This is a genomic window from Dyadobacter sp. NIV53 (assembly GCF_019711195.1).
Taxonomy (GTDB): domain Bacteria; phylum Bacteroidota; class Bacteroidia; order Cytophagales; family Spirosomataceae; genus Dyadobacter.
The window spans coordinates 4573065-4593163 of record NZ_CP081299.1 but is presented as its reverse complement, the minus strand read 5'-3'; the positions used below and the strand labels follow the sequence as shown (position 1 = coordinate 4593163).

24 protein-coding genes are annotated in these 20099 nt (G+C 38.4%); 5 read left to right on the top strand and 19 right to left on the bottom strand.

Annotated elements, in window-relative coordinates:
- Positions 1-45: 45 nt before the first annotated feature.
- The 4 genes from KZC02_RS18890 to KZC02_RS18875 form a co-directional block, all read right to left on the bottom strand.
- Positions 46-798 carry an isoprenyl transferase gene (locus KZC02_RS18890; protein ID WP_221390122.1) on the bottom strand — a complete coding sequence of 251 codons (753 nt, stop codon included), beginning with the start codon at positions 796-798 and terminating at the stop codon, positions 46-48.
- Between the two features lie 320 nt (positions 799-1118).
- Complete coding sequence (locus tag KZC02_RS18885; protein ID WP_221390121.1) at positions 1119-1895, bottom strand: LytTR family DNA-binding domain-containing protein; 777 nt, start codon at positions 1893-1895, stop codon at positions 1119-1121.
- 8 nt (positions 1896-1903) lie between these two features.
- Positions 1904-3346 carry a histidine kinase gene (locus tag KZC02_RS18880; RefSeq protein ID WP_229253670.1) on the bottom strand — a complete coding sequence of 481 codons (1443 nt, stop codon included), beginning with the start codon at positions 3344-3346 and terminating at the stop codon, positions 1904-1906.
- Between the two features lie 180 nt (positions 3347-3526).
- Positions 3527-4123 carry a DUF1080 domain-containing protein gene (locus tag KZC02_RS18875; RefSeq protein ID WP_409014267.1) on the bottom strand — a complete coding sequence of 199 codons (597 nt, stop codon included), beginning with the start codon at positions 4121-4123 and terminating at the stop codon, positions 3527-3529.
- A 133-nt stretch (positions 4124-4256) separates the two neighbouring features.
- Between KZC02_RS18875 and KZC02_RS18870 the strand changes: the two genes are divergently transcribed.
- Complete coding sequence (locus KZC02_RS18870; protein WP_221390119.1) at positions 4257-4766, top strand: fasciclin domain-containing protein; 510 nt, start codon at positions 4257-4259, stop codon at positions 4764-4766.
- A gap of 67 nt (positions 4767-4833) precedes the next feature.
- Here KZC02_RS18870 and KZC02_RS18865 read toward each other — a convergent pair whose 3' ends face one another.
- Positions 4834-5253 carry a nucleoside-diphosphate kinase gene (locus tag KZC02_RS18865; protein ID WP_221390118.1) on the bottom strand — a complete coding sequence of 140 codons (420 nt, stop codon included), beginning with the start codon at positions 5251-5253 and terminating at the stop codon, positions 4834-4836.
- A gap of 202 nt (positions 5254-5455) precedes the next feature.
- Between KZC02_RS18865 and KZC02_RS18860 the strand changes: the two genes are divergently transcribed.
- From KZC02_RS18860 to KZC02_RS18845, 4 genes are all read left to right on the top strand, one after another.
- Positions 5456-6490: a bifunctional oligoribonuclease/PAP phosphatase NrnA gene (locus KZC02_RS18860; protein ID WP_221390117.1), complete on the top strand. Its 1035-nt coding sequence runs from the start codon at positions 5456-5458 to the stop codon at positions 6488-6490.
- A gap of 52 nt (positions 6491-6542) precedes the next feature.
- The gene (locus KZC02_RS18855; RefSeq protein WP_221390116.1) at positions 6543-7445 is read left to right on the top strand and encodes an FKBP-type peptidyl-prolyl cis-trans isomerase; all 903 of its coding nucleotides are present in this window, start codon (positions 6543-6545) and stop codon (positions 7443-7445) included.
- Between the two features lie 93 nt (positions 7446-7538).
- The gene (locus tag KZC02_RS18850) at positions 7539-8114 is read left to right on the top strand and encodes a non-canonical purine NTP diphosphatase (protein WP_221390115.1); all 576 of its coding nucleotides are present in this window, start codon (positions 7539-7541) and stop codon (positions 8112-8114) included.
- Between the two features lie 59 nt (positions 8115-8173).
- On the top strand, positions 8174-9064 hold the full coding sequence (locus tag KZC02_RS18845) for a polyphosphate kinase 2 family protein (protein WP_221390114.1): 891 nt from the start codon (positions 8174-8176) through the stop codon (positions 9062-9064).
- Between the two features lie 87 nt (positions 9065-9151).
- Here the strand turns inward: KZC02_RS18845 and KZC02_RS18840 are convergent, their stop codons facing one another.
- The 14 genes from KZC02_RS18840 to infA form a co-directional block, all read right to left on the bottom strand.
- The gene (locus KZC02_RS18840; RefSeq protein ID WP_221390113.1) at positions 9152-10105 is read right to left on the bottom strand and encodes a hypothetical protein; all 954 of its coding nucleotides are present in this window, start codon (positions 10103-10105) and stop codon (positions 9152-9154) included.
- Positions 10106-10433: 328 nt separating this feature from the next.
- On the bottom strand, positions 10434-11045 hold the full coding sequence (locus KZC02_RS18835) for a hypothetical protein (protein WP_221390112.1): 612 nt from the start codon (positions 11043-11045) through the stop codon (positions 10434-10436).
- 103 nt (positions 11046-11148) lie between these two features.
- Positions 11149-12681 (bottom strand): 2,3-bisphosphoglycerate-independent phosphoglycerate mutase, encoded by a 1533-nt coding sequence (gene gpmI, locus KZC02_RS18830; protein WP_221390111.1) that lies wholly within the window; start codon positions 12679-12681, stop codon positions 11149-11151.
- 63 nt (positions 12682-12744) lie between these two features.
- Positions 12745-13242 (bottom strand): low molecular weight protein-tyrosine-phosphatase, encoded by a 498-nt coding sequence (locus KZC02_RS18825; protein ID WP_221390110.1) that lies wholly within the window; start codon positions 13240-13242, stop codon positions 12745-12747.
- A gap of 30 nt (positions 13243-13272) precedes the next feature.
- Positions 13273-13650 carry a septum formation initiator family protein gene (locus tag KZC02_RS18820; RefSeq protein ID WP_229253669.1) on the bottom strand — a complete coding sequence of 126 codons (378 nt, stop codon included), beginning with the start codon at positions 13648-13650 and terminating at the stop codon, positions 13273-13275.
- A gap of 9 nt (positions 13651-13659) precedes the next feature.
- Positions 13660-14931, bottom strand: a complete 1272-nt coding sequence (gene eno / locus KZC02_RS18815) for a phosphopyruvate hydratase (protein WP_221390109.1) — start codon at positions 14929-14931, stop codon at positions 13660-13662.
- Between the two features lie 251 nt (positions 14932-15182).
- Positions 15183-16259: a glutamine-hydrolyzing carbamoyl-phosphate synthase small subunit gene (gene carA / locus KZC02_RS18810; RefSeq protein ID WP_229253668.1), complete on the bottom strand. Its 1077-nt coding sequence runs from the start codon at positions 16257-16259 to the stop codon at positions 15183-15185.
- A gap of 179 nt (positions 16260-16438) precedes the next feature.
- Positions 16439-17005: a 50S ribosomal protein L17 gene (gene rplQ / locus KZC02_RS18805; protein WP_221390108.1), complete on the bottom strand. Its 567-nt coding sequence runs from the start codon at positions 17003-17005 to the stop codon at positions 16439-16441.
- 77 nt (positions 17006-17082) lie between these two features.
- Positions 17083-18072, bottom strand: a complete 990-nt coding sequence (locus KZC02_RS18800) for a DNA-directed RNA polymerase subunit alpha (RefSeq protein ID WP_221390107.1) — start codon at positions 18070-18072, stop codon at positions 17083-17085.
- Positions 18073-18197: 125 nt separating this feature from the next.
- Positions 18198-18803, bottom strand: coding sequence for a 30S ribosomal protein S4 (rpsD, locus tag KZC02_RS18795; protein WP_221390106.1), 606 nt, complete (start codon positions 18801-18803; stop codon positions 18198-18200).
- Between the two features lie 91 nt (positions 18804-18894).
- Positions 18895-19290, bottom strand: coding sequence for a 30S ribosomal protein S11 (rpsK, locus tag KZC02_RS18790; protein WP_221390105.1), 396 nt, complete (start codon positions 19288-19290; stop codon positions 18895-18897).
- A gap of 43 nt (positions 19291-19333) precedes the next feature.
- On the bottom strand, positions 19334-19711 hold the full coding sequence (gene rpsM / locus KZC02_RS18785) for a 30S ribosomal protein S13 (RefSeq protein WP_221390104.1): 378 nt from the start codon (positions 19709-19711) through the stop codon (positions 19334-19336).
- Positions 19712-19716: 5 nt separating this feature from the next.
- The gene (gene rpmJ / locus KZC02_RS18780; protein WP_090341197.1) at positions 19717-19833 is read right to left on the bottom strand and encodes a 50S ribosomal protein L36; all 117 of its coding nucleotides are present in this window, start codon (positions 19831-19833) and stop codon (positions 19717-19719) included.
- A 41-nt stretch (positions 19834-19874) separates the two neighbouring features.
- Positions 19875-20093: a translation initiation factor IF-1 gene (gene infA / locus KZC02_RS18775; RefSeq protein WP_015813810.1), complete on the bottom strand. Its 219-nt coding sequence runs from the start codon at positions 20091-20093 to the stop codon at positions 19875-19877.
- Positions 20094-20099 lie beyond the last annotated feature (6 nt).

The window sequence follows — 20099 nt, the reverse complement described above, 5'->3', positions numbered from 1 at the left end:
ATGTGCTAATGATCTAATCAAATTTTTCAAAAGGTTCATATTATTTTACTTAGCACTATTCGCTTTTATTTGTTCCCCCGTTTTACCAAAACGTCTCTCTGTTTTCTGGTAGGCCAATATTGCCTGATAAAGATGTTCTCTTCTGAAATCAGGCCAAAATAAGTCTTCGTAAAAATACAATTCTGCGTAAGCGAGCTGCCACAAAAGGAAATTGCTTATCCTGTGGTCTCCTCCTGTTCTGAGCATCAGATCTACTTCCGGCCTTTCTTTGGTTGCCAGATTTGCCGCCAATGTATCTTCGTTGATTTCGTCGGGATTTAATGTGCCGTTTTTCACCTCAGCAGCCACTTTTTTTACCGCCTGGATAATATCCCATTTGCCGCTGTATCCCAATGCAAGAATCAGATTGAGGCCAGTATTTTCCTTCGTTGCTTCAATGGCCTCGGCCAACTGGTTCTGACAACTACGGGGCAAGCTGAGCGTATCTCCAATGGTATCCAAACGTACATTGTTCTTCATCATTGTTGGCAGCTCATTACGTATAGACTGAACAAGAAGCTCCATTAATGCACGAACTTCATACTCCGGACGTGCCCAGTTTTCAGTTGAAAATGCATAGAGGGTAAGATAAGAAACGCCCAGTTCAGCGCATCCTTCTGTTACTTCCCTTACTGCCTTTATCGCATTGCGATGCCCGAATACACGTGCCGCTCCCTGATTCTGCGCCCACCTTCCGTTACCATCCATAATAACGGCTATGTGCTTTGGCAGATTGCCTGCATCAATGAGTTCCTTCATTGTTTTTGAACCCTTTAACCTTTTTTAACAAAACAAATGAACTTATATCTGCTTAAAAATTAATTTAGACTGAAATTTTTAAGTTTTCGGTCGTTCGGGAAGCTGCTTTGCCAATAACCAATACGCAGGTAAAGGTAGATTTGTGTCGAAAAGCGAAAGAATTCAACATCAAAAATACCATTTTTTGCAATAAATGTATTGAAATACAGTAGATTAACCCTACAAAATTAAACTCATATTTTTAACAGGGGCGCAATTTAGGAATAAGTATGGCGTCTTCAAAATCTATATTCGCAGCAGGACAAGATATCGTAATCTGATTAATTATCAAGAAGATGGCGTATAACTTCACCGTAAGTGCTTCCACTCGGGAGTTGTGATGCTTTCCGATCGCGCATCATCAGGATAAACTTTCCGTTAAAATGCTTCTGAATCTCCTTAATGTGATGGGAATTGACAATGGCAGCTCTGCTGATCCGCAGATAGTGCTGAGGTAGTTTTTCTTCAAGAGAGGTTAATGTATAATTTAAAAGATATTTTTGCCCATCCAGTGTATTCAGGAAAACGTACTTTTCTTCTGCTTCAAAATGGGTTATTTCAGTTAGCGGAATGAGAAGGATACGATCGCCCGTTTTTACGGATAAGGAAAATATCTCCTTTTTGGGTTTCATCTCTTCCAGCAGTTTCAACAAATTATCCGAGTAAGGATTAAAACCCGACTGGGAATTTGCTTGCGTCATACTGCGGATTTTATCAATTGTTTTCAAAAGACGCGCATTTTCAACGGGTTTTAACAAATAATCAACCGAATTTTCTTCAAAAGCTCGGATCGCATACTGGTCGTAAGCCGTTGAAAAGACAACCAGGGGCATTTTGGAAAGCTTGGAAAGCATTTCAAAACCATTTAAAAGAGGCATTTCAATGTCCAGAAAAATAATGTCCGGATTGTGTTTGTCAATTTCAACCAGTCCTTCCGCTCCGTTCTGCGCTTCCGAAACAATTGAGAACGTTTCAGGATATTTTAAAAGTAACCGTCTTAACCGGCTCAATGCCAGTATTTCATCGTCAATCAATATTGTTTTCAGTGGGTAGTCCATATCCTTCATTATTGATGTTCGTCAATAGCTGTTTTTAGAATTGAAATGTTAACCGATTTGTGCGGTTCATTATGAAGTTCCACCTTTGCGTTGTCTCCATAAAGCAGCTTTAGTTTATCCTGAATACTTCTGATACCATATCCCGCTCCCATAGAATCGGGGAACAAAGGGCCATTGTCGTGAACACATAAATGCAGCCAATTATCTTTTTCATAAATTTTCACAACAATATTTCCCAGATCTGCCATTTTAGATACACCATGTTTAATGGCATTTTCCACAATGGGCTGAAGAATAAATTTGGGAACATGCAATTCGTTTAAATCCGGGTCTGAAACTTCAACAGTAAATTTCAAACGCTCTCCAAACCGTACTTTTTCAACCTGAAGATAAGTTTGAACCATTTCCAGTTCATTCCTGATGGTATCAAAATAATCTTCTGTATTACGACCGGTCGTATACCTGAATAATTTGGAAAGCAGCAATGTCATTTCCTCGGCCTTATCAGGATCTTCATGAACCAGACTGGCAATGCTGTTTAATGCATTATACAAAAAATGAGGGTTAATCCGCGCCTGGAGAGCATCCAGCTCTGCTCTTGTTTTTAATTTTTCAAGGTTCAGCAGCTGGTATTCCTGATCTGATATTTTCCGGGAAATGCGTTTACCTTGCCGGCTTAGGAAGTAAAAAGCGTTTGCAATAATAATTGGCCCCCACATATACCAGTACCACGGCGCATTTTGTGCAGATTCCTTCGGGTACATGATCTGGTATTTTTGAACAATCCCCAATCCAAATATAAAATAGATGCCAATGCTAATTGCATTATTAATAAAAAAGACCAGTACTGATAAAACCAAGTGCCGGACTGCTATTTTTTTTATAAGAATGTCCAGCCAGCCAGAAACAGCCTGTGTAAAAAGAATTGTGACAACTCCTGCAGCAACATTTTGTACGACAAGAAACTGATAAAGTTTTACCCGGATTGGCTCATAAGTGTACACAATCTCAGCCGTGAAATAAGCAATGGCATTAATTCCATACAGTATGATAGCGCCCAAAGTAATGGCAACAAATGTACCTATCCATCCCTGGTTCTGTATAAGGCCAATGAGACTGAAATCCTGCCAATTCCATGATTTGTCTTGTGAGGTAAAACTGAAATTAGCTCCTTCTACTTTTGCTCCGGTCAAATCCACATCGCAAAGACTGCTGAAACTAAGGTCTGCATTCCGCAGGTCGGAGTTTTTAAAAGTAGTACGGTCTAAAGTCGAAAACCGGAGCTTGGCATTACGAAGATTAGAACCATCGAAATTAATATCTTTCAAACTTGAAAAACTGAAATCTGCATTTTCCAGATTCATATTACTGAAATCCTTGCCATCCAGTGACGATGCCGTCATACGCAACGGCTTCGCTGGCTGCTCTTCCATACTATTTAAACATTTCATTGTTATGGGATAACTTAGGCTTACAATTAAAAAGCTTCATGGCTAACAGAATCGCATTATTCCTAATACAAACCTATTAAGCATGAAGCCTTTTTATTAATTATTTCCGACGAACCTCGTTGTTATACCATTTGAACACCTATAAAACAGGAATGGAAATCAGTCCGTATTTATTTCTACTTATAGTTCTTCAATTACTATATCCTTCCAGCGAACTTTTATTCCTCCGCCAGAATGTATCTGAAGGGCAATAGAGCCGTTGGCAGCACCAATTTTTGCATCATCAAAATCTACCATGTCATGTCCGTTCAAAAAAGTCTGGACTTTGTCGCCTACAACCCGGATACGTAATGTATTCCACTCTCCCATTTTCAGGAAACCTTCTTTTTCGTCCGGAATTTTAACCAGCCATTCGCGGCCGTAAGATTCATAAACTCCACCTGTATCATGATTTGGAGGTGCAACTTCTACCTGCCATCCTGAAACTTTCGTTCCTTCAACGGTCGATCTGAAAAAAACGCCGCTGTTACCATTTGCTTCCTGTTTGAATTTAAGAGACAGATCAAAATTTTTGTAAAATTTGTCCGTTGTAAGGTATCCGTATTCTTTATCCGGACCGCTTTCGCAAATCAGTTCACCTTTTTCAGCGTACCATTTTTCTGTTCCGTTAATTTTCCAGCCTGTCAGGTCTTTTCCGTTAAAGAGTTTTACAGGTTTCTTTTTTAAATCTGAAACCGGCTCTTTAATAGCCAGAAAAGCAGAATTCATAAATAGCATTGTACAACAAAGCACAAGCAGATGTTTCAATTTTAACATAATAATTTTGGGATTAGGATTAAAAATATTGGCTTAAGAATTCTTCCAACTACATTTTACATTAGTTTTACAAAAATTAACCAATGCGTAAGCTATGAAAAAAATTAATTTTGTTAGTCGTTACAGGGCATTTTTTTTAATTGCAGTATTGTTTTCCGGCACTATTTTTTCTTGTTCGGAAAGTGATAAAGATCTTGTAAAGCCTAAAACCATTACTGATGTAATTTTCGAAAATGAGCAATTCAGTATACTTAAGGAAATAATTGTGAGTACTAAAATGGGGGATGCATTGAGAACGGATGAACTGACTGTATTCGCTCCTAACAATGCCGCATTTCTTAGTTCCGGTGTTAGTGCAGGTTCCATTACGTCCCAAACTCCCGATTCTGCTATGTCTTTTGTCAAATACCATATCCTGGGAAAAAGATACGAATTTGCAAGTTTGAAAACCGGTGAGAATAAAGCGTTGAACAAGGGCTATCTGAAAATATTAAAAACGGCTGACAGTACTATTACAGTTAACCGTGCCGTGATAATAACAAAGAACATCAATGCTGCCAATGGAGTTATTCATGTAGTAGACCGTGTTCTGACTGAAAAATAGATCAGCAACAAAAAGAAATGGTGGCGATATGCAATATATCGCCACCATTTCTTTTGCAATTATCTTTCTAAAACTGCTCTAATCCTCCAAAGAAAAAGTTGCCTTCAATTCCGGCATTTTCATCAGAATCTGATCCGTGAATAGCATTTGCTTCAATGGATTTTGCAAACAATTTACGAATTGTACCTTCATCTGCATTTGCAGGATTAGTTGCTCCGATCAGCGTACGGAAATCTGCTACTGCATTCTGTTTTTCCAGAATCATTGGAATGATAGGGCCAGAAGACATGTATTTGCATAAATCGTTATAAAACGGACGCTCTTTGTGAACTTCATAAAATTGTCCGGCACGTTCAGGGGTCAGCTGCGTTTTCTTTAAAGCTACAACCCGGAAACCGGCCTTCTCAATCATTTGAATAATAGAGCCTGAGTTACCATCTTCCACGGCATCAGGCTTAATCATTGTAAACGTTTTATTTGTTGGCATAAAATTGCTAAAATTTATTTCATGCAAACTTACTATTTTTCAATTATATCATAGCCAATTACCTTTGCAACCTTACATAAGATGCAAAACATTTGCAGTTTGATTAAGCCTTTAGTAATCAAGATTGAACAAATCCCAACAGTTTTATTAATTTTGTGGCTTAATTTTACTTTGCCAGAGCCTTCTATTGAATCAAACAACTGTGAATCAAACCATTGAAGAGTTAATCACTTTTCTATCTACTCCTCAAAAGATCATCATTACGATGCATAGAGACCCCGACGCTGACGCGCTGGGCTCTTCGCTTGGGTGGGCAAGTTATTTGATCCGTAAAGGACATGATGTTACTGTTATCAGTCCGACAGAATATGCTGCCAATTTAAATTGGTTACCTGGTATGGAATATGTTCTCGTTTATGAAAAAGCTGCGGACCAGCGCAATTGTAAACGAAAAATTGATGAAGCAACACTTATTTGCTGTCTAGATTTCTCAGCACTTTCCCGTTTGAAAGATCTTGGAAAAGTGGTACAGGAAGCAAATGCAATTAAAATGATGATTGATCATCATCTAGAACCCGAGCATTTCGCAAAATGGATGATTTGGGATACATATGCTGCTGCTACTGCGCAACTAGTTTACGCGCTGATTAAAGAAATGGAACCTGACAAACAAACGATTGAGATTTTCGACATATCAATGGCAGAATGCTTGTATGCCGGAATTATGACAGATACAGGTTCTTTCCGACATGCCAATGTTACTCCTGAGGTACATTTAGCTGTAGCAGATCTGATGCTGACCGGTTTTGATACAAGCCGTATTCACAGATTGATTTATGACAACGCACCGCTTTCACGCTTGCAATTTCTGGGATACGTCCTTTCGCAGAAATTAACGGTTATTCCTGAGTTTCGTACAGCATATATGGTTCTTACAGAAGCTGAATTATTAAAATTTAATTCCAGTACCGGCGAAACCGAAGGCATTGTAAATTATGGCTTACAGGTCGAAAACGTGGTGATGTCTGCTCTTTTTATAGAAAGAAAAGGAGAAGTTAAAATGTCTTTCCGCTCTGTGGGTTTATTTTCTGTGCGTGATCTGGCAAGCAGCCATTTCAGCGGGGGCGGACACAAAAATGCAGCAGGCGGCAGATCGGAACAATCGGTAAAAGAAACTGTGGAAAGATTTTTATCTGTCCTTCCCTCGTACCAACAATCGCTTTTAAGCGTTGATTAATACTTTTAATAGCTTAATAATCACCTAAATATTTTTTTAATTATACAATCCAATGAATCTTAAAACAATCGGTTATGCGTTGGGCATAACTATTCTCGCAGCGGCTTGCAACAAATATCGGACGCAGGTTACTAAAGATGGTCTAAAATATCAGGTCTTTGATCACGAAGACGACGCCAGAAAAGCAAAATTAGGCGATATCATGTCATTCCATCTGGTTTTGAAAAATGGTTCTGACTCAACACTTCGTGATACATACAAAGAAGGAACTCCTGTGAAAATGGTTCTTCAGGCACCTCCTTTTAAAGGTAGTTTTGAAGAAGGGCTTGCTATGTTAGCAGCTGGTGACAGTGCGAAATTCATGATCAATGCAGATACTTTATTTGCAAAAATGATGCAGCCATTGCCTCCGATGATTAAAAAAGGATCGGAATTAAGTTTCACTGTTAAAGTTTTAAGTGTACTTACTTCAGAGGAATTCCAAAAACAGCAATCAGAAGTTGGTGTAAAACAAAAAGCGATTGATGCCAAAGTAATTGAAGATTTTATTGCTAAAAATAATCTAAAGGCAAAAGCGCAAAAAACAGCTTCGGGGTTGTACTACATACCTGAAATAGAAGGATCCGGTGCTAGTCCTGCACAAGGTGATAACGTAAAAGTTCATTACACAGGTAAGTTTTTGGATGGAAAAGAATTCGACAGTTCTAAAAAACAAGGAAAGCCATTGGATATGACAATTGGTGCAGGAATGGTTATACCAGGATGGGAAGAAGGACTGATGCTTATGAAAAAAGGAGCGAAAGGTTTGTTGCTGATACCATCTGGCCTTGCATACGGACCTGATACTTACGGACCGATTCCCGGAAACTCAGTATTACAATTTGAAATGGAACTGATTGATTTCAGTAAAGGCGCACCAGCACCTGCCGGCCCTGCCGTTCCACCAGCAAAATAATTTAGATATAATTCTGTATAAAAAACGGCTGCTCCCAAAGAGTAGCCGTTTTTTACGTTAAACTGCGTTAGTAATCACAAAAACAGGCCTGTCATGAAACTTTGCTTTGCGACCAATAATACTCATAAATTACAAGAAATCCAGGCGCTTCTGGGTGATCATTTTTCCCTGGTAACCTTAAATGAAATTGGGTGTTCGGAGGAAATCCCGGAAACACGTGATACGATCGAGGGTAATTCGATGCAAAAAGCAGAATACGTTTGGAATAACTTTAAAATAAACTGTTTTGCTGATGACACCGGATTGGAAGCTGAAGCGTTAAATGGCGAGCCGGGTGTGTTATCAGCACGCTATGCCGGCCCGCAAAGGAATTCCGACGATAATATGAATTTACTGATTGAAAAACTATCGTCTCATGTCAATCACAAAGCCCGGTTTAAAACAGTGATAACATTGGTAATCCATGGAATATATAATCAGTTTGAAGGTGCAGTTGAAGGGCAAATCATCAATGAAAAACGGGGTTTACAAGGCTTTGGCTATGATCCGATATTTTTGCCTGATGGACATGACCACACTTTTGCAGAAATGACCATGCTGGAAAAGAGCAAGCTAAGCCACAGGGCAATTGCCTTTGCTAAACTGGTAAATTTCCTCAATCAGATATAAACCAGCTAATATCAATGGATTCGCTTACATTTATATTTTCAGCAAATAAATAACCAAATATGTCAAATTTCAATTCAGACCAGTATCGCATTGACGGAACACAAAAATTTGAAATAAAAAAGGCAAAGACCCGCTCAAAAGATATATACGAAAGCAAAGAAGAATACGAACAAATGCAGGCAGATTCCGCCAAAGAACTGGATGAACTGCAAAGTAAGATGTATGCACATAACCGGTATGGATTGCTTGTTATTTTTCAGGCAATGGATGCTGCGGGTAAAGATGGCACAATCAAACACGTTCTATCAGGTGTCAATCCTGTGGGTGTAAAAATTCACTCGTTTAAGAGACCAACTGAAACAGAATTGGGACATGATTTTTTGTGGCGGACCAACGCTGTTTTACCGCAACGTGGAACCATTACTATTTTTAACAGGAGCTATTACGAAGAAGTACTGGTTGTAAAAGTAGATCCCTCTATTTTAACTAATTCCCAACGCCTGCCTGCTGAACTTACCTCAGATCTCGATAAAGTATTTAAACATCGCTATTCTGATATCAAAAACCTGGAGAAATACTTATACCGAAATGGAATCCGCGTAATAAAATTTTTCCTGAATGTATCCAAGGAAGAGCAAGCTGAGCGTTTGATAGAGCGTATTGAAGATCCGTCAAAAAACTGGAAGTTTGAGGAACAGGATGTAAAAGTGCGTGATCAGTGGGACGACTATATGAAAGCTTATGAAGAATGTATCAATACAACAGCATCGAAAAAAGCACCCTGGTATGTAATCCCTGCTGATGACAAGAAAAACCTGCGTTTAATTGTTGGAAAAATTATCACAGAAGAATTACAAAAAATGGATATGAATTATCCGGATTCAAGTCCAGAACGTGCAGAAGAATTGCATCATTTTATTGAGGTAATCAATAATCAGAATCTGAAATAATTTTTTGTGTAAAATAGTAATACAAAAAGAAGGCGGTCAAAATTTGACCGCCTTTAACGTTATGTATGGTGTGAATTTCTAATCTTATTACTTTTTGATAGTAAAATTAGTATTACCTATCTTGTAACCTTCTGAATAAAGCTCTACGTTATATTTTCCAGGTCGGAACTGAGTTGCATTATCATATAACATTTCTACCTTCTGGTTGTTATTCTGATAAGCAATGGATTCGCGGGAAGTAAACTTTGACGGTGATCCGTTAATTTCAAACTCACCTGAACCCGTTGCGTCGTCGGCGATTACTGCTCCTTCAGGATCTAAAACCCGAACATAAATATCCTTAGATTCTTGTGCTGTCAGTGCGTTCTCGGGAAGTGTGAAAGTAAGCTTTAACTTGTCAACTCTCTTCGCTTTATATTCTTCCTTGTCTTTTTCTTTACCTCTTGAGTTTACAGCAAGTACCTTCAAATTAGCAGCTTTAAGTGCTGCAGCCTGACTTACTTTTGCAGAAAGCTCCTTATTTACAGCTGTGAAAGTTACAACTGAATCTGTCAGTTCAGCCTGACGTTTTACTAACTTTTCTCTTTCACTTGACAAAGTGCCAACGTGTGTGCTTAATGAATCGTTGGAAGCAACCAAATGCTCGTTTTCTGCACGAAGCTGAGCAATCAACTCATCTTTTTCAACAAGAAACTGTTCGTATTCCTTAATTTTACTCAGGTATTTCCCGGTTTCCATTTTTTTACTGCGGCTGAAAGCTAATTTATCCGCTTCCAATCTTTCTTTCACCTTAGTCAGTTCAGTAACATCACCGCCTAATCTTTCAATTTCTGCAATTTTCGTATCAAGTACTGTCGAGATTGAGTCAAGTTTAGTCTTTGTTACGGCCAATTCGTGTGCTTTTTCAACAACCAAAGATTCCTGTTGTGTCAGTTCGCCCTTTTGAGTAGTAAACAAATAGCCAAACATGGCAGTTGCTAAACCTAAGACAACGACCATTGCCCACGCTATACTTTGTTTATTTTTTTGTTCTGGTTGCATTGATAAAATGATTTAGTGTTTAACTGATTTAGTTTACGTAAACTTTTGCCACTTTGGCAATTTTTAGCTTAAGTATTATTAATTCATTATAAATCTATAATCATTAATTCTGTGCCGAAAGAAAAAAACGTTATAAAATTGTAATGATAACTGGCGCATAAAATAAGAATAGTACCAAAATAATCTATTTAACTTGTTTAAATACAAAGTTATGATTCAAATGGGTTTTCGAAGATATATAAATGATGGAAGTCATGAGCCCATAAATTGGGTAATGTTTACCCAATTTATGGTGAAAGAGTACAGCTTCAAATAATGCAAAAACGAACTAATAATTTATAATCGCTTTAATCATAAATGGTTTCTTTTCCATGGTCACCAGCTTTTGAAATCCGGTAATCTGGTAAGACTTTATCCTGCTATTTTTATTTTTCACATCGCAGCTTATCTCAATATTCTTTTCTGACTGATATAATTTATTTACTGATTTCAGCTGTGCTACAATCTGTATTGGCATACCGCCAGGAGCATCCAGCTTTATTCTCAAACTTTTAACGGGTAAATCCTGTCCTTGCTTTATCTGATATTCATAAGTCATGGAATCAGGACGCGTAATTATATAACTTTGGCTATACGCAGGTTTGTTAATATCTGCCTGTATAAACAATTCAAATTCCCTTTTCCAATTAATTTCCTTTGAAGACCGTTCATTCTGTTCTTCTCCTATGCCCATTGTCTTAAAAACAACTGGTTTGTCCTGATCCATTATATTAATCTGACTTTCAATAAATCCTTTGAGGTCAAAGTACTTTTTTACCTGATCCTGCTCGTTTTCCGGATTGTCACAAGAAAATAGAGCGCATGAGAAAATTAAAAAGAAAAGCATAATGAATGTAGACCTTGCTTTTTTACTAATGGCGATAACAGATTCTTTATACATGATAAAAGGCAATTCGGTTTTTACAGATCTTAATAATCCGCAAATAAAAAATAGAGAGCCCTAACGAGCTCTCTTATATATTTATGTCAGTAAAACTATTTATTTACAAAATACTGGTACCGATCATTTCTGCCGGTTTTGCTATTCCCATCAATTCCAGAATAGTTGGCGCTATATCAGCTAATTTACCATCATTAATTGGTTTGCTGTATTCACTGTCAACAAGTATACATGGTACCAGATTAAGCGAATGGGCGGTATTAGGCGAACCATCATCGTTTCGCATATAATCCGAATTGCCGTGATCTGCGATAATAATGGAAGAATAGCCATGATTTAAACCGGTAGATACAACAGCCTGAACACATTGGTCAACAGTTTCACATGCCTTTACAGCAGCCTCGAAAACACCTGTATGACCGACCATATCAGGATTAGCAAAATTAAGACAAACGAAATCTACTTCTTCCTTTTCCAATTCAGGAATAATAGCATCCCGGAGACCAAAAGCTGACATTTCCGGCTGAAGATCGTAAGTTGCCACCTTTGGAGATGGGCACATCAAACGGCTTTCTCCTATAAATGGTTTTTCACGGCCTCCCGAAAAGAAAAAAGTCACATGTGGATATTTTTCAGTTTCAGCAATTCGTATCTGTTTTTTGCCAGCACCTTCCAGAACTTCCCCAAGTGTATTATTCAAATTATCTTTATCAAAAATTACTTCAACACCTTTAAAAGTGTCATCGTAATTAGTCATAGTAATATAACGCAGATTGAGTTTGTGCATATTCTGCTCATGGAAATCCTGCTGCGTAAGGGCCTCCGTAATTTCCCTGCCACGGTCTGTCCTGAAATTAAAACACAAAACCACATCACCTTCTTCAATTACAGCCAGAGGCTCTCCATTTTCTTTCACTGCTACAACAGGCATAATAAATTCATCGGTGATGCCTTCTTCATACGACTCTTCCAGCGATTTGAGCATATCTGAAGATTTTACCCGTTTTCCTTCACCAAGAACCATAGCATCGTAAGCCAACTTTACCCTTTCCCACCTTTTATCACGGTCCATGGCATAATAACGGCCCGTAATGCTTGCCAGTTGTCCGCTTGTTTGCTCCATTGATTTCTCAAGGTCTGTCAAAAATGCAAGCCCGCTTTTTGGATCACAATCCCTTCCATCTGTAAATGCATGGACAAAGACATTTTTAAGGCCTCTGTCATTTGCTATTTTACACAAACCCTTTACGTGGTCAATATGAGAATGTACACCACCATCAGAAACCAGACCAATGAAATGTACTTTTTTATCATTTGTTTTTGCATAATCCAGCGCATCAGTCAAAACTTTCTCCTTGCCTAACGTACCTTCTGAAACAGCCAGATTTATTTTTACTAAATCCTGGTATACAACTCGTCCTGCTCCCAGATTGGTATGTCCCACTTCTGAGTTGCCCATCTGCCCATCAGGAAGACCGACTGCAAGGCCGCTGGCTGCTAATTTACTATGGGGGTATCTTTCTAAAATACTATCATAAAAAGGAGTATTGGCTGCTAAAACAGCAGAACGGTTCTCTTCACCAATTTTGGCGATTCCCCAACCGTCCATAATAATAAGAATGACTTTCTTGCTCAATGTCGTAATGATTTAGTATTTAAAATTCAGGGATATGTGAAGCGATTGTGACTTACACATTGCTTAAATAGTAAGGTTGTGTTTTTTAATTATAAAATCCAGAAAAGCTATTCCACTTCTTTTAACAATTTCGCAAACTTCCTCAAAAGCAGCTATTTCTTCATAATACGGATCAGGAACATTTACCGATGAACCGCGCTTGGGATCAAACATTCTGTATAAATATAACTGCTGTTCCGGTAAATAAGATCCATCGCCCCGCAGGCCTTTTTTCCTGATGTGCTCATAGTTTGATTGATCCATTGCCAGGATATAATTGTAGTCATTAAAATCTTTGTCAGAAAATTGACGTGCACAATGTGTAAGTATAATGCCCTGTGCTAATGCCACTTTCCGCATTCGTTTGTCAGCCAAGCTTCCTATATGGTAAGCAGCGGTTCCTGCTGAATCGCATTGAATTATAGCTTCCAATCCTTTTTCTCTTACCAGATCCTTAAAAATCCCCTCAGTTATTGGTGAACGGCAGATGTTGCCCAAACACACGAAAAGTACTTGTATCAAATGGTGTATTTATCCTGGTATCTATCTAAATTATTGTTCTTCTATACTTTCTACGGGTTTGTTATTTTCATCCACTATCACATAAACATCTTCTTTAGGACGTCTCATCATGAATTTTTCCCTAGCCCACTTTTCCAGCATTTTAGGATTACCAAATACTTCATTGCGCTCCTTTTTAACCTGCTGAATTTTCTCAGCAAGAACGCTTTTCTCCTTTTCAAGTTCCTTCATCTTCATTCTGTTAATTACAACCACTTTAAGATTGTTATTATCCAGTACAAGAACCCAGACTAACCAAGCCACTAATGTTGCGGTGTAAAAATTACGAAGTGGCTTTAGAGCCCAATGATTTTTAAAATCTAACATGCTTTGAAGCAAAAAAACCGGAGCTAAAAGCCCCGGTTGCATTATTGTTTTTTAAAATTTCAATCCTGGAAAGTAAGCACTTTCTCCCAATTCTTCTTCAATACGAAGCAGCTGATTGTATTTAGCCATCCGATCAGAACGAGAAGCAGACCCAGTTTTTATCTGACCGGTATTTAATGCCACAGCCAAATCAGCGATAGTAGAATCCTCGGTTTCACCAGAACGGTGAGACATAATTGTTTTATAGCTGTTTCTTTTAGCAAGGTTAACAGTATCAATTGTTTCTGACAATGTTCCGATCTGATTCACCTTAACAAGAATAGCATTAGCGATCTGAGATTCTATACCTTGCTGTAAACGTGTTACATTTGTTACAAACAAATCATCTCCAACAAGCTGACATTTGCTTCCAACAGATTCTGTCAGAGTTTTCCAACCTGCCCAGTCATCTTCGTCCATACCATCTTCGATTGAAATGATCGGATATTTAGCAACCCATTGTGTCCAGTAATCAGCCATCTCATCAGAAGTCAGTTTACGGCCATCTGATTTTTTGAAATGGTATAATCCGTTTTCATAGAATTCGGAAACCGCTGCATCCATTGCAATGAAAATATCTTCACCAGGTTTGTAACCTGCTTTTTCAATTGCCTGAATTACTATCTCAATTGCTTCTTCATTGGATTTAATATTTGGAGCAAAACCACCTTCGTCACCAACGTTAGTAGAATATCCCTTACTTTTCAATACCGTTTTCAAGGTATGAAACACTTCTACTCCCATTCTCAAAGATTCAGAGAAAGTATCCGCTTTCGCAGGCAAAATCATGAATTCCTGGAAATCGATTGAATTATCTGCATGGCTACCGCCGTTCAGGATATTCATCATGGGTACCGGAAGTGTATTTGCACTTACTCCACCAATGTAACGATACAATGGAAGATTAGCTTCCTGAGCCGCAGCTTTTGCCGCAGCCAGTGAAACGCCAAGAATTGCATTAGCTCCCAATTTGCTTTTGTTAGGAGTGCCATCCAATTCCAGCATGATTTTGTCAATAAGATTTTGCTCGAATACGGAACATCCTATTAACTCAGGAAAAATAATGTCATTTACATTCTCAACAGCTTTCAAAACCCCTTTTCCAACATATACACTTTTGTCGTCATCGCGAAGTTCTACTGCTTCATGCTTACCTGTTGATGCACCAGAAGGTACAGCAGCACGTCCCAGATAACCATTTTCGGTGCGTATATCTACTTCTACTGTTGGGTTTCCCCGTGAATCCAGAATTTGTCTTGCATGTACTGACTGAATCGTACTCATTTGCAGCTTGGGTTTTGATTAGAAATGGAATATGTTAACGGTACAAAATAACACAAAAAAATTGTCATCCATAAGCGACAATTCATTTTAACATAAATTTAACGTCTTTAAAAACAATATCGCGATGAGTTAATTATCAGAAAAAAAGATTTACTGAAGAGTTAAATCCAGTAAAATTCTCTAATCAATATAAAATTACAGTAGACATGAAAAATCCACGGCTATAAACCGTGGATTTTTTCCCTCTGATTTTAGTTGCCTGAAAGCAACCCAGTAAATTCATCAAACAAATAATGTGAATCATGCGGCCCTGGTGAAGCCTCCGGGTGATATTGAACTGAAAATGCCGGATAATCTTTCCTGCGAATTCCCTCAATAGTTTTATCATTCAGATTTACATGTGTAATTTCTACGTCCGGATGATTTTCAATTTCATCGGGGTTAACAGCAAATCCATGATTTTGAGAGGTAACTTCACAAAATCCTGAAATGACATTCTTCACAGGATGGTTTAGTCCCCTATGTCCGTTATGCATTTTATAGGTGTTTATACCGCTGGAAAGTGCTAAAAGCTGATGTCCAAGGCATATTCCAAATAACGGTTTCCCCGTAAGAACCATTTGGTTCACATTATCAACTGCGTAAGTCATTGCAGCAGGATCTCCGGGTCCATTGGAAATAAAAAACCCATCCGGCTGCCACTTCATCACATCTTCGAAAGATGTCTTTGCGGGGAAAACTTTGCAGTAACAGCCACGAGACGTAAGATTTTTAAGAATACTTTTCTTAATACCGTAATCCATTACAGCCACACGCCAGGTGCTTTGCGATTCTTCACCTACATAATAAGCTTCACTCGTTGTTACCTGAGACGACAATTCCAAACCATCCATAGATGGTATTTTTTGAAGCTCAGTCATCAATTCTGTTTCATCCAGAACCTCCGAAGAGATAATTGCATTCATTACACCCTTCTGACGAACGTGGCGAACAAGATGGCGCGTATCCACATTACTTACTCCTACAATATTTGCACGCTCAAAATATTCCTGCAATGAAAAATCCGCAGTATGCCTTGAATATATATTTGAAAATGTATTACAAACCATTCCTCTGATCTTGACAGAAGCGGATTCTTCTTCATCGTCTAATTGAACCCCGTAGTTCCCAATGTGAGCATTGGTATTTACAATAATCTGACCAAAATAGGATGGGTCAGTATAAATTTCCTGATAACCCGTCATTCCGGTATTGAAACAAATTTCACCACCCGTTGTGCCATTAATTCCCAAAGCCAATCCTCTATACGCCGTTCCATCTTCCAGCAATAATAAAGCTTCTTTTTTTGATTCATATATGGTTAAATCGATTTTCGGATACTAAGTAACCTGCTTTTAAATAAGTCTATATTGTAAACCTTAAAATTGTAATTTCGTTCATAAAAAAGGGTTAAACGAAAAACGTTTAACCCTCTTACTAAAAAGATTTTATAACCCGAAGCATTATTTTATTCGCCTTTATCATCTTTCGAAGTTTCACTATCAGAATCAGCAGCTGGTGCTTCATCAGAAGGTTCAGATTCTGCTACGATTGGGAAATCAGCTTTTTTAGCTACCGCAACTTCCGGTGCTGCATCTGAGCCATCTGCCTTTTTGCCACCTCGTCTACTACGACGTGTTTTTGCAGGTTTATCAGCATTAGCCAATAATAGCGCATCGTTGAAATCAACTAACTCTATCATTGCCATTTCAGCAGCATCCCCAAGTCTGATACCTAATTTAATAATACGGGTATAACCACCTGGACGATCAGCAATTTTGTCAGAAACGATCCCAAAAAGTTCTTTTGTAGATTCTTTATCGTTAAGATAAGAAAATGCAATACGTCTGTTGTGGGTAGTATCTTCCTTTGCACGTGTTAACAAAGGCTCAACATACTTTCTAAGTTCTTTCGCTTTTGCCGTAGTGGTTTCAATTCTCTTGTGAATAATCAATGAAGAAGCCATATTTGACAACATCGCCTTACGGTGAGATGCCGTTCTTCCTAAGTGATTATCTTTCTTTCCGTGTCTCATTATTGTTTTGTTTAGTTGCTTCGAGCTGCGTCAAACGCGCGCTACTAGAATACATACTTATTATTGAATACTTAAAATCAGTCTTCGTCTAAACGATATTTGGCAACATCCATTCCAAATACAAGTTGTTTGTCAGCAACAAGCTGTTCCAACTCTGTCAAAGACTTTTTACCAAAGTTACGGAATTTCATCATATCAGAAATTTCCAGCCTTACTAAATCTCCCAATGATTTAACATCAGCAGACTTCAAACAGTTATAAGCACGTACAGATAAGTCAAGTTCAGAAAGTGACGTTTTGAGTAATTTCCTCATACGTAACATTTCTTCATCAACCTGATTGTCTTCTTCAGCTTTCTGTTTTTCAAACGTCATAGTCTGATCCGAGAATAGCATAAAGTGTTGAATCAAAATATTTGCTGCACCTTTCAACGCATCTTCCGGATGAATAGATCCGTCAGTCTGAATATCGATCAACAAACGTTCGTAGTCTGTACGTTGTTCAACCCGCGTGTTTTCAACGCTGTATTTTACGTTTTTAATAGGCGTGTAGATAGAATCTACTGCGATATATCCGAAAGGCAACTCGTTTGCTCTTGGTTCGTCAGCAGGAACGTATCCTCTTCCCTTATCCAATAGAAGTTCCATCTCGAACTCCTTGTTGTCATCAATATGACAAATAACCTGATCAGGATTTAAAACCTCAAAAGCACTCGTAAACTTACCAATGTCTCCGGCAGTAATAACCGATACATTTTTAAGGTTTACAACGATTCTGCTTTCGTTTAAATCCGTAACCTTTTTAAAACGAACCATTTTCAGGTTCAGGATGATTTCAGTTACATCCTCAACTATACCTTCGATAGAAGAAAATTCGTGAAGAACACCTGGGAACTTCACACTCGTAATGGCGTAACCTTCTAAAGATGAAAGGAGAATTCTACGTAACGCATTACCAATTGTTACGCCGTATCCTTTCTCTAAAGGCTTAAACTCAAACAACCCGTGAAAGTCATCTGCTTTTTCCATGACGACCTTATCAGGCATTTGGAAAGCTAATATTGACATAGTCCTTGCTCCTTTTATAGTAGTAAATGATAGTTGATCACGCTACCGTTACCTTTGCGATCGCAAAATTGCTGTTTCCAGCTAAAGCACCCCTTGTAAACCAAGACGTGCTCTTAATGAAGAAATTATTTAGAATACAATTCAACGATAAGTTGCTCGTTGATGTTTTCAGGTATAGATTCGCGGTCCGGGAAAGTTACAAATTTCCCAGTTAATTGCTGAACATCCCATTCCAACCAACTGAATCCTTTGGTACTGTGACCAGCCAGACTATCAGTAATAGCTTCCAGTGATCTGGATTTTTCACGTACAGTCACAACCTGACCAGGACGCAATGAGTATGATGGAATATTAACAATTTCACCATCAACCAGAATGTGTTTGTGAGATACCAACTGACGGGCAGCACGTCTCGTAGGAGCAATTCCTAAGCGATAAACTGTGTTATCCAAACGCGCCTCACAATATTTAAGTAAATTTTCTCCGGTAATACCGTCTTTAACAGACGCTTTCTCGAATAAATTACGAAATTGTCTTTCAAGAATACCATAAATAAATTTAACCTTCTGCTTTTCCATTAATTGTAAAGCATATTCCGATTTTTTGGAACGGCGACCCTTTCCATGAACTCCTGGAGGGTAATTTTTCTTAGCAAGCGCTTTGCTCGGGCCCATGATGGGTTCTCCGTAACGTCTTGCAATCTTTGATTTGGGACCTGTGTAACGTGCCATTAAAAACTATTTGTTTGCGAAAAAATTAGAAAACCATTCAGTAACCCCAGTGTCCAAATTACGAATGGGCAATATTAATATTGACTTGAAACTATACTCTGCGACGCTTTGGAGGGCGACATCCGTTGTGTGGAAGCGGAGTAATATCACGAATAGTAGTGACCTCAATACCCGCATTTTGTATAGTACGGATTGCAGACTCACGTCCCGAACCAGGTCCTTTTACAAAAACCTCAGCTTTGCGCATACCCAAATCAAATGCTACCTGTGCAGCACCCTGGGCAGCAGTCTGAGCTGCGTACGGTGTATTCTTTTTAGAACCACGAAAACCCATTTTACCGGCAGATCCCCATGATATTACCTGACCATTACTGTTAGTAATAGAGATAATTATATTATTGAAAGAAGCTTTAATGTGAACCTGACCAACAGATTCCACCACTACTACTCTCTTTTTTGCTTTATCTTTTCTTTTATTTTGTGCCATTGCTCGTTACATAAGTTATGGGCTTAAACCCACTTCTCATTGTTTATTTAGTAGCCTTTTTCTTGTTCGCGATAGTTTTGCGTTTACCCTTACGAGTACGAGAGTTATTTTTCGTTCTTTGTCCACGCAATGGCAATCCCTTACGATGACGAAGACCCCGATAACAAGCAATGTCCATTAAGCGTTTGATGCTTAATTGAACTTCTGACTTAAGTGCGCCTTCTACTTTATATTCACCCGAAATAACCGCACGAACTGCACCAGACTCATCATCAGTCCAATCAATTACTTTTTTGTCAACATCCACACCAGCTTTACTAAGAATTTTTTTCGCTGAACTGCGACCAATTCCAAAAATGTAAGTTAGTGAGATCTCGCCTCTTTTACGGTCGGGAATATCTACTCCTGAAATACGTGCCATAATGATTAACCTTGTCTTTGTTTATACCGTGGGTTCTTCTTGTTAATTACATATACCTTCCCCTTTCGGCGTATAACTTTGCAGTCTACACTGCGCTTCTTTACTGATGCTTTGACTTTCATCTCGAATTTTTCTTATTGTTAATATTCAGGTGGTCTTCTCCCTATTTGTACCGGTAAGTAATTCTTGCCTTTGATAAGTCGTAAGGAGACATTTCCAACTTAACACGGTCGCCCGGTAATATTTTTATATAATGCATTCTCATTTTTCCTGAAATATGAGCAATCACTTCATGCTTATTTTCTAAAACAACACGAAACATAGCATTAGAAAGTGCCTCTAAAATTACTCCGTCTTGTTCAATCGATGCTTGTTTTGCCATTCGTAG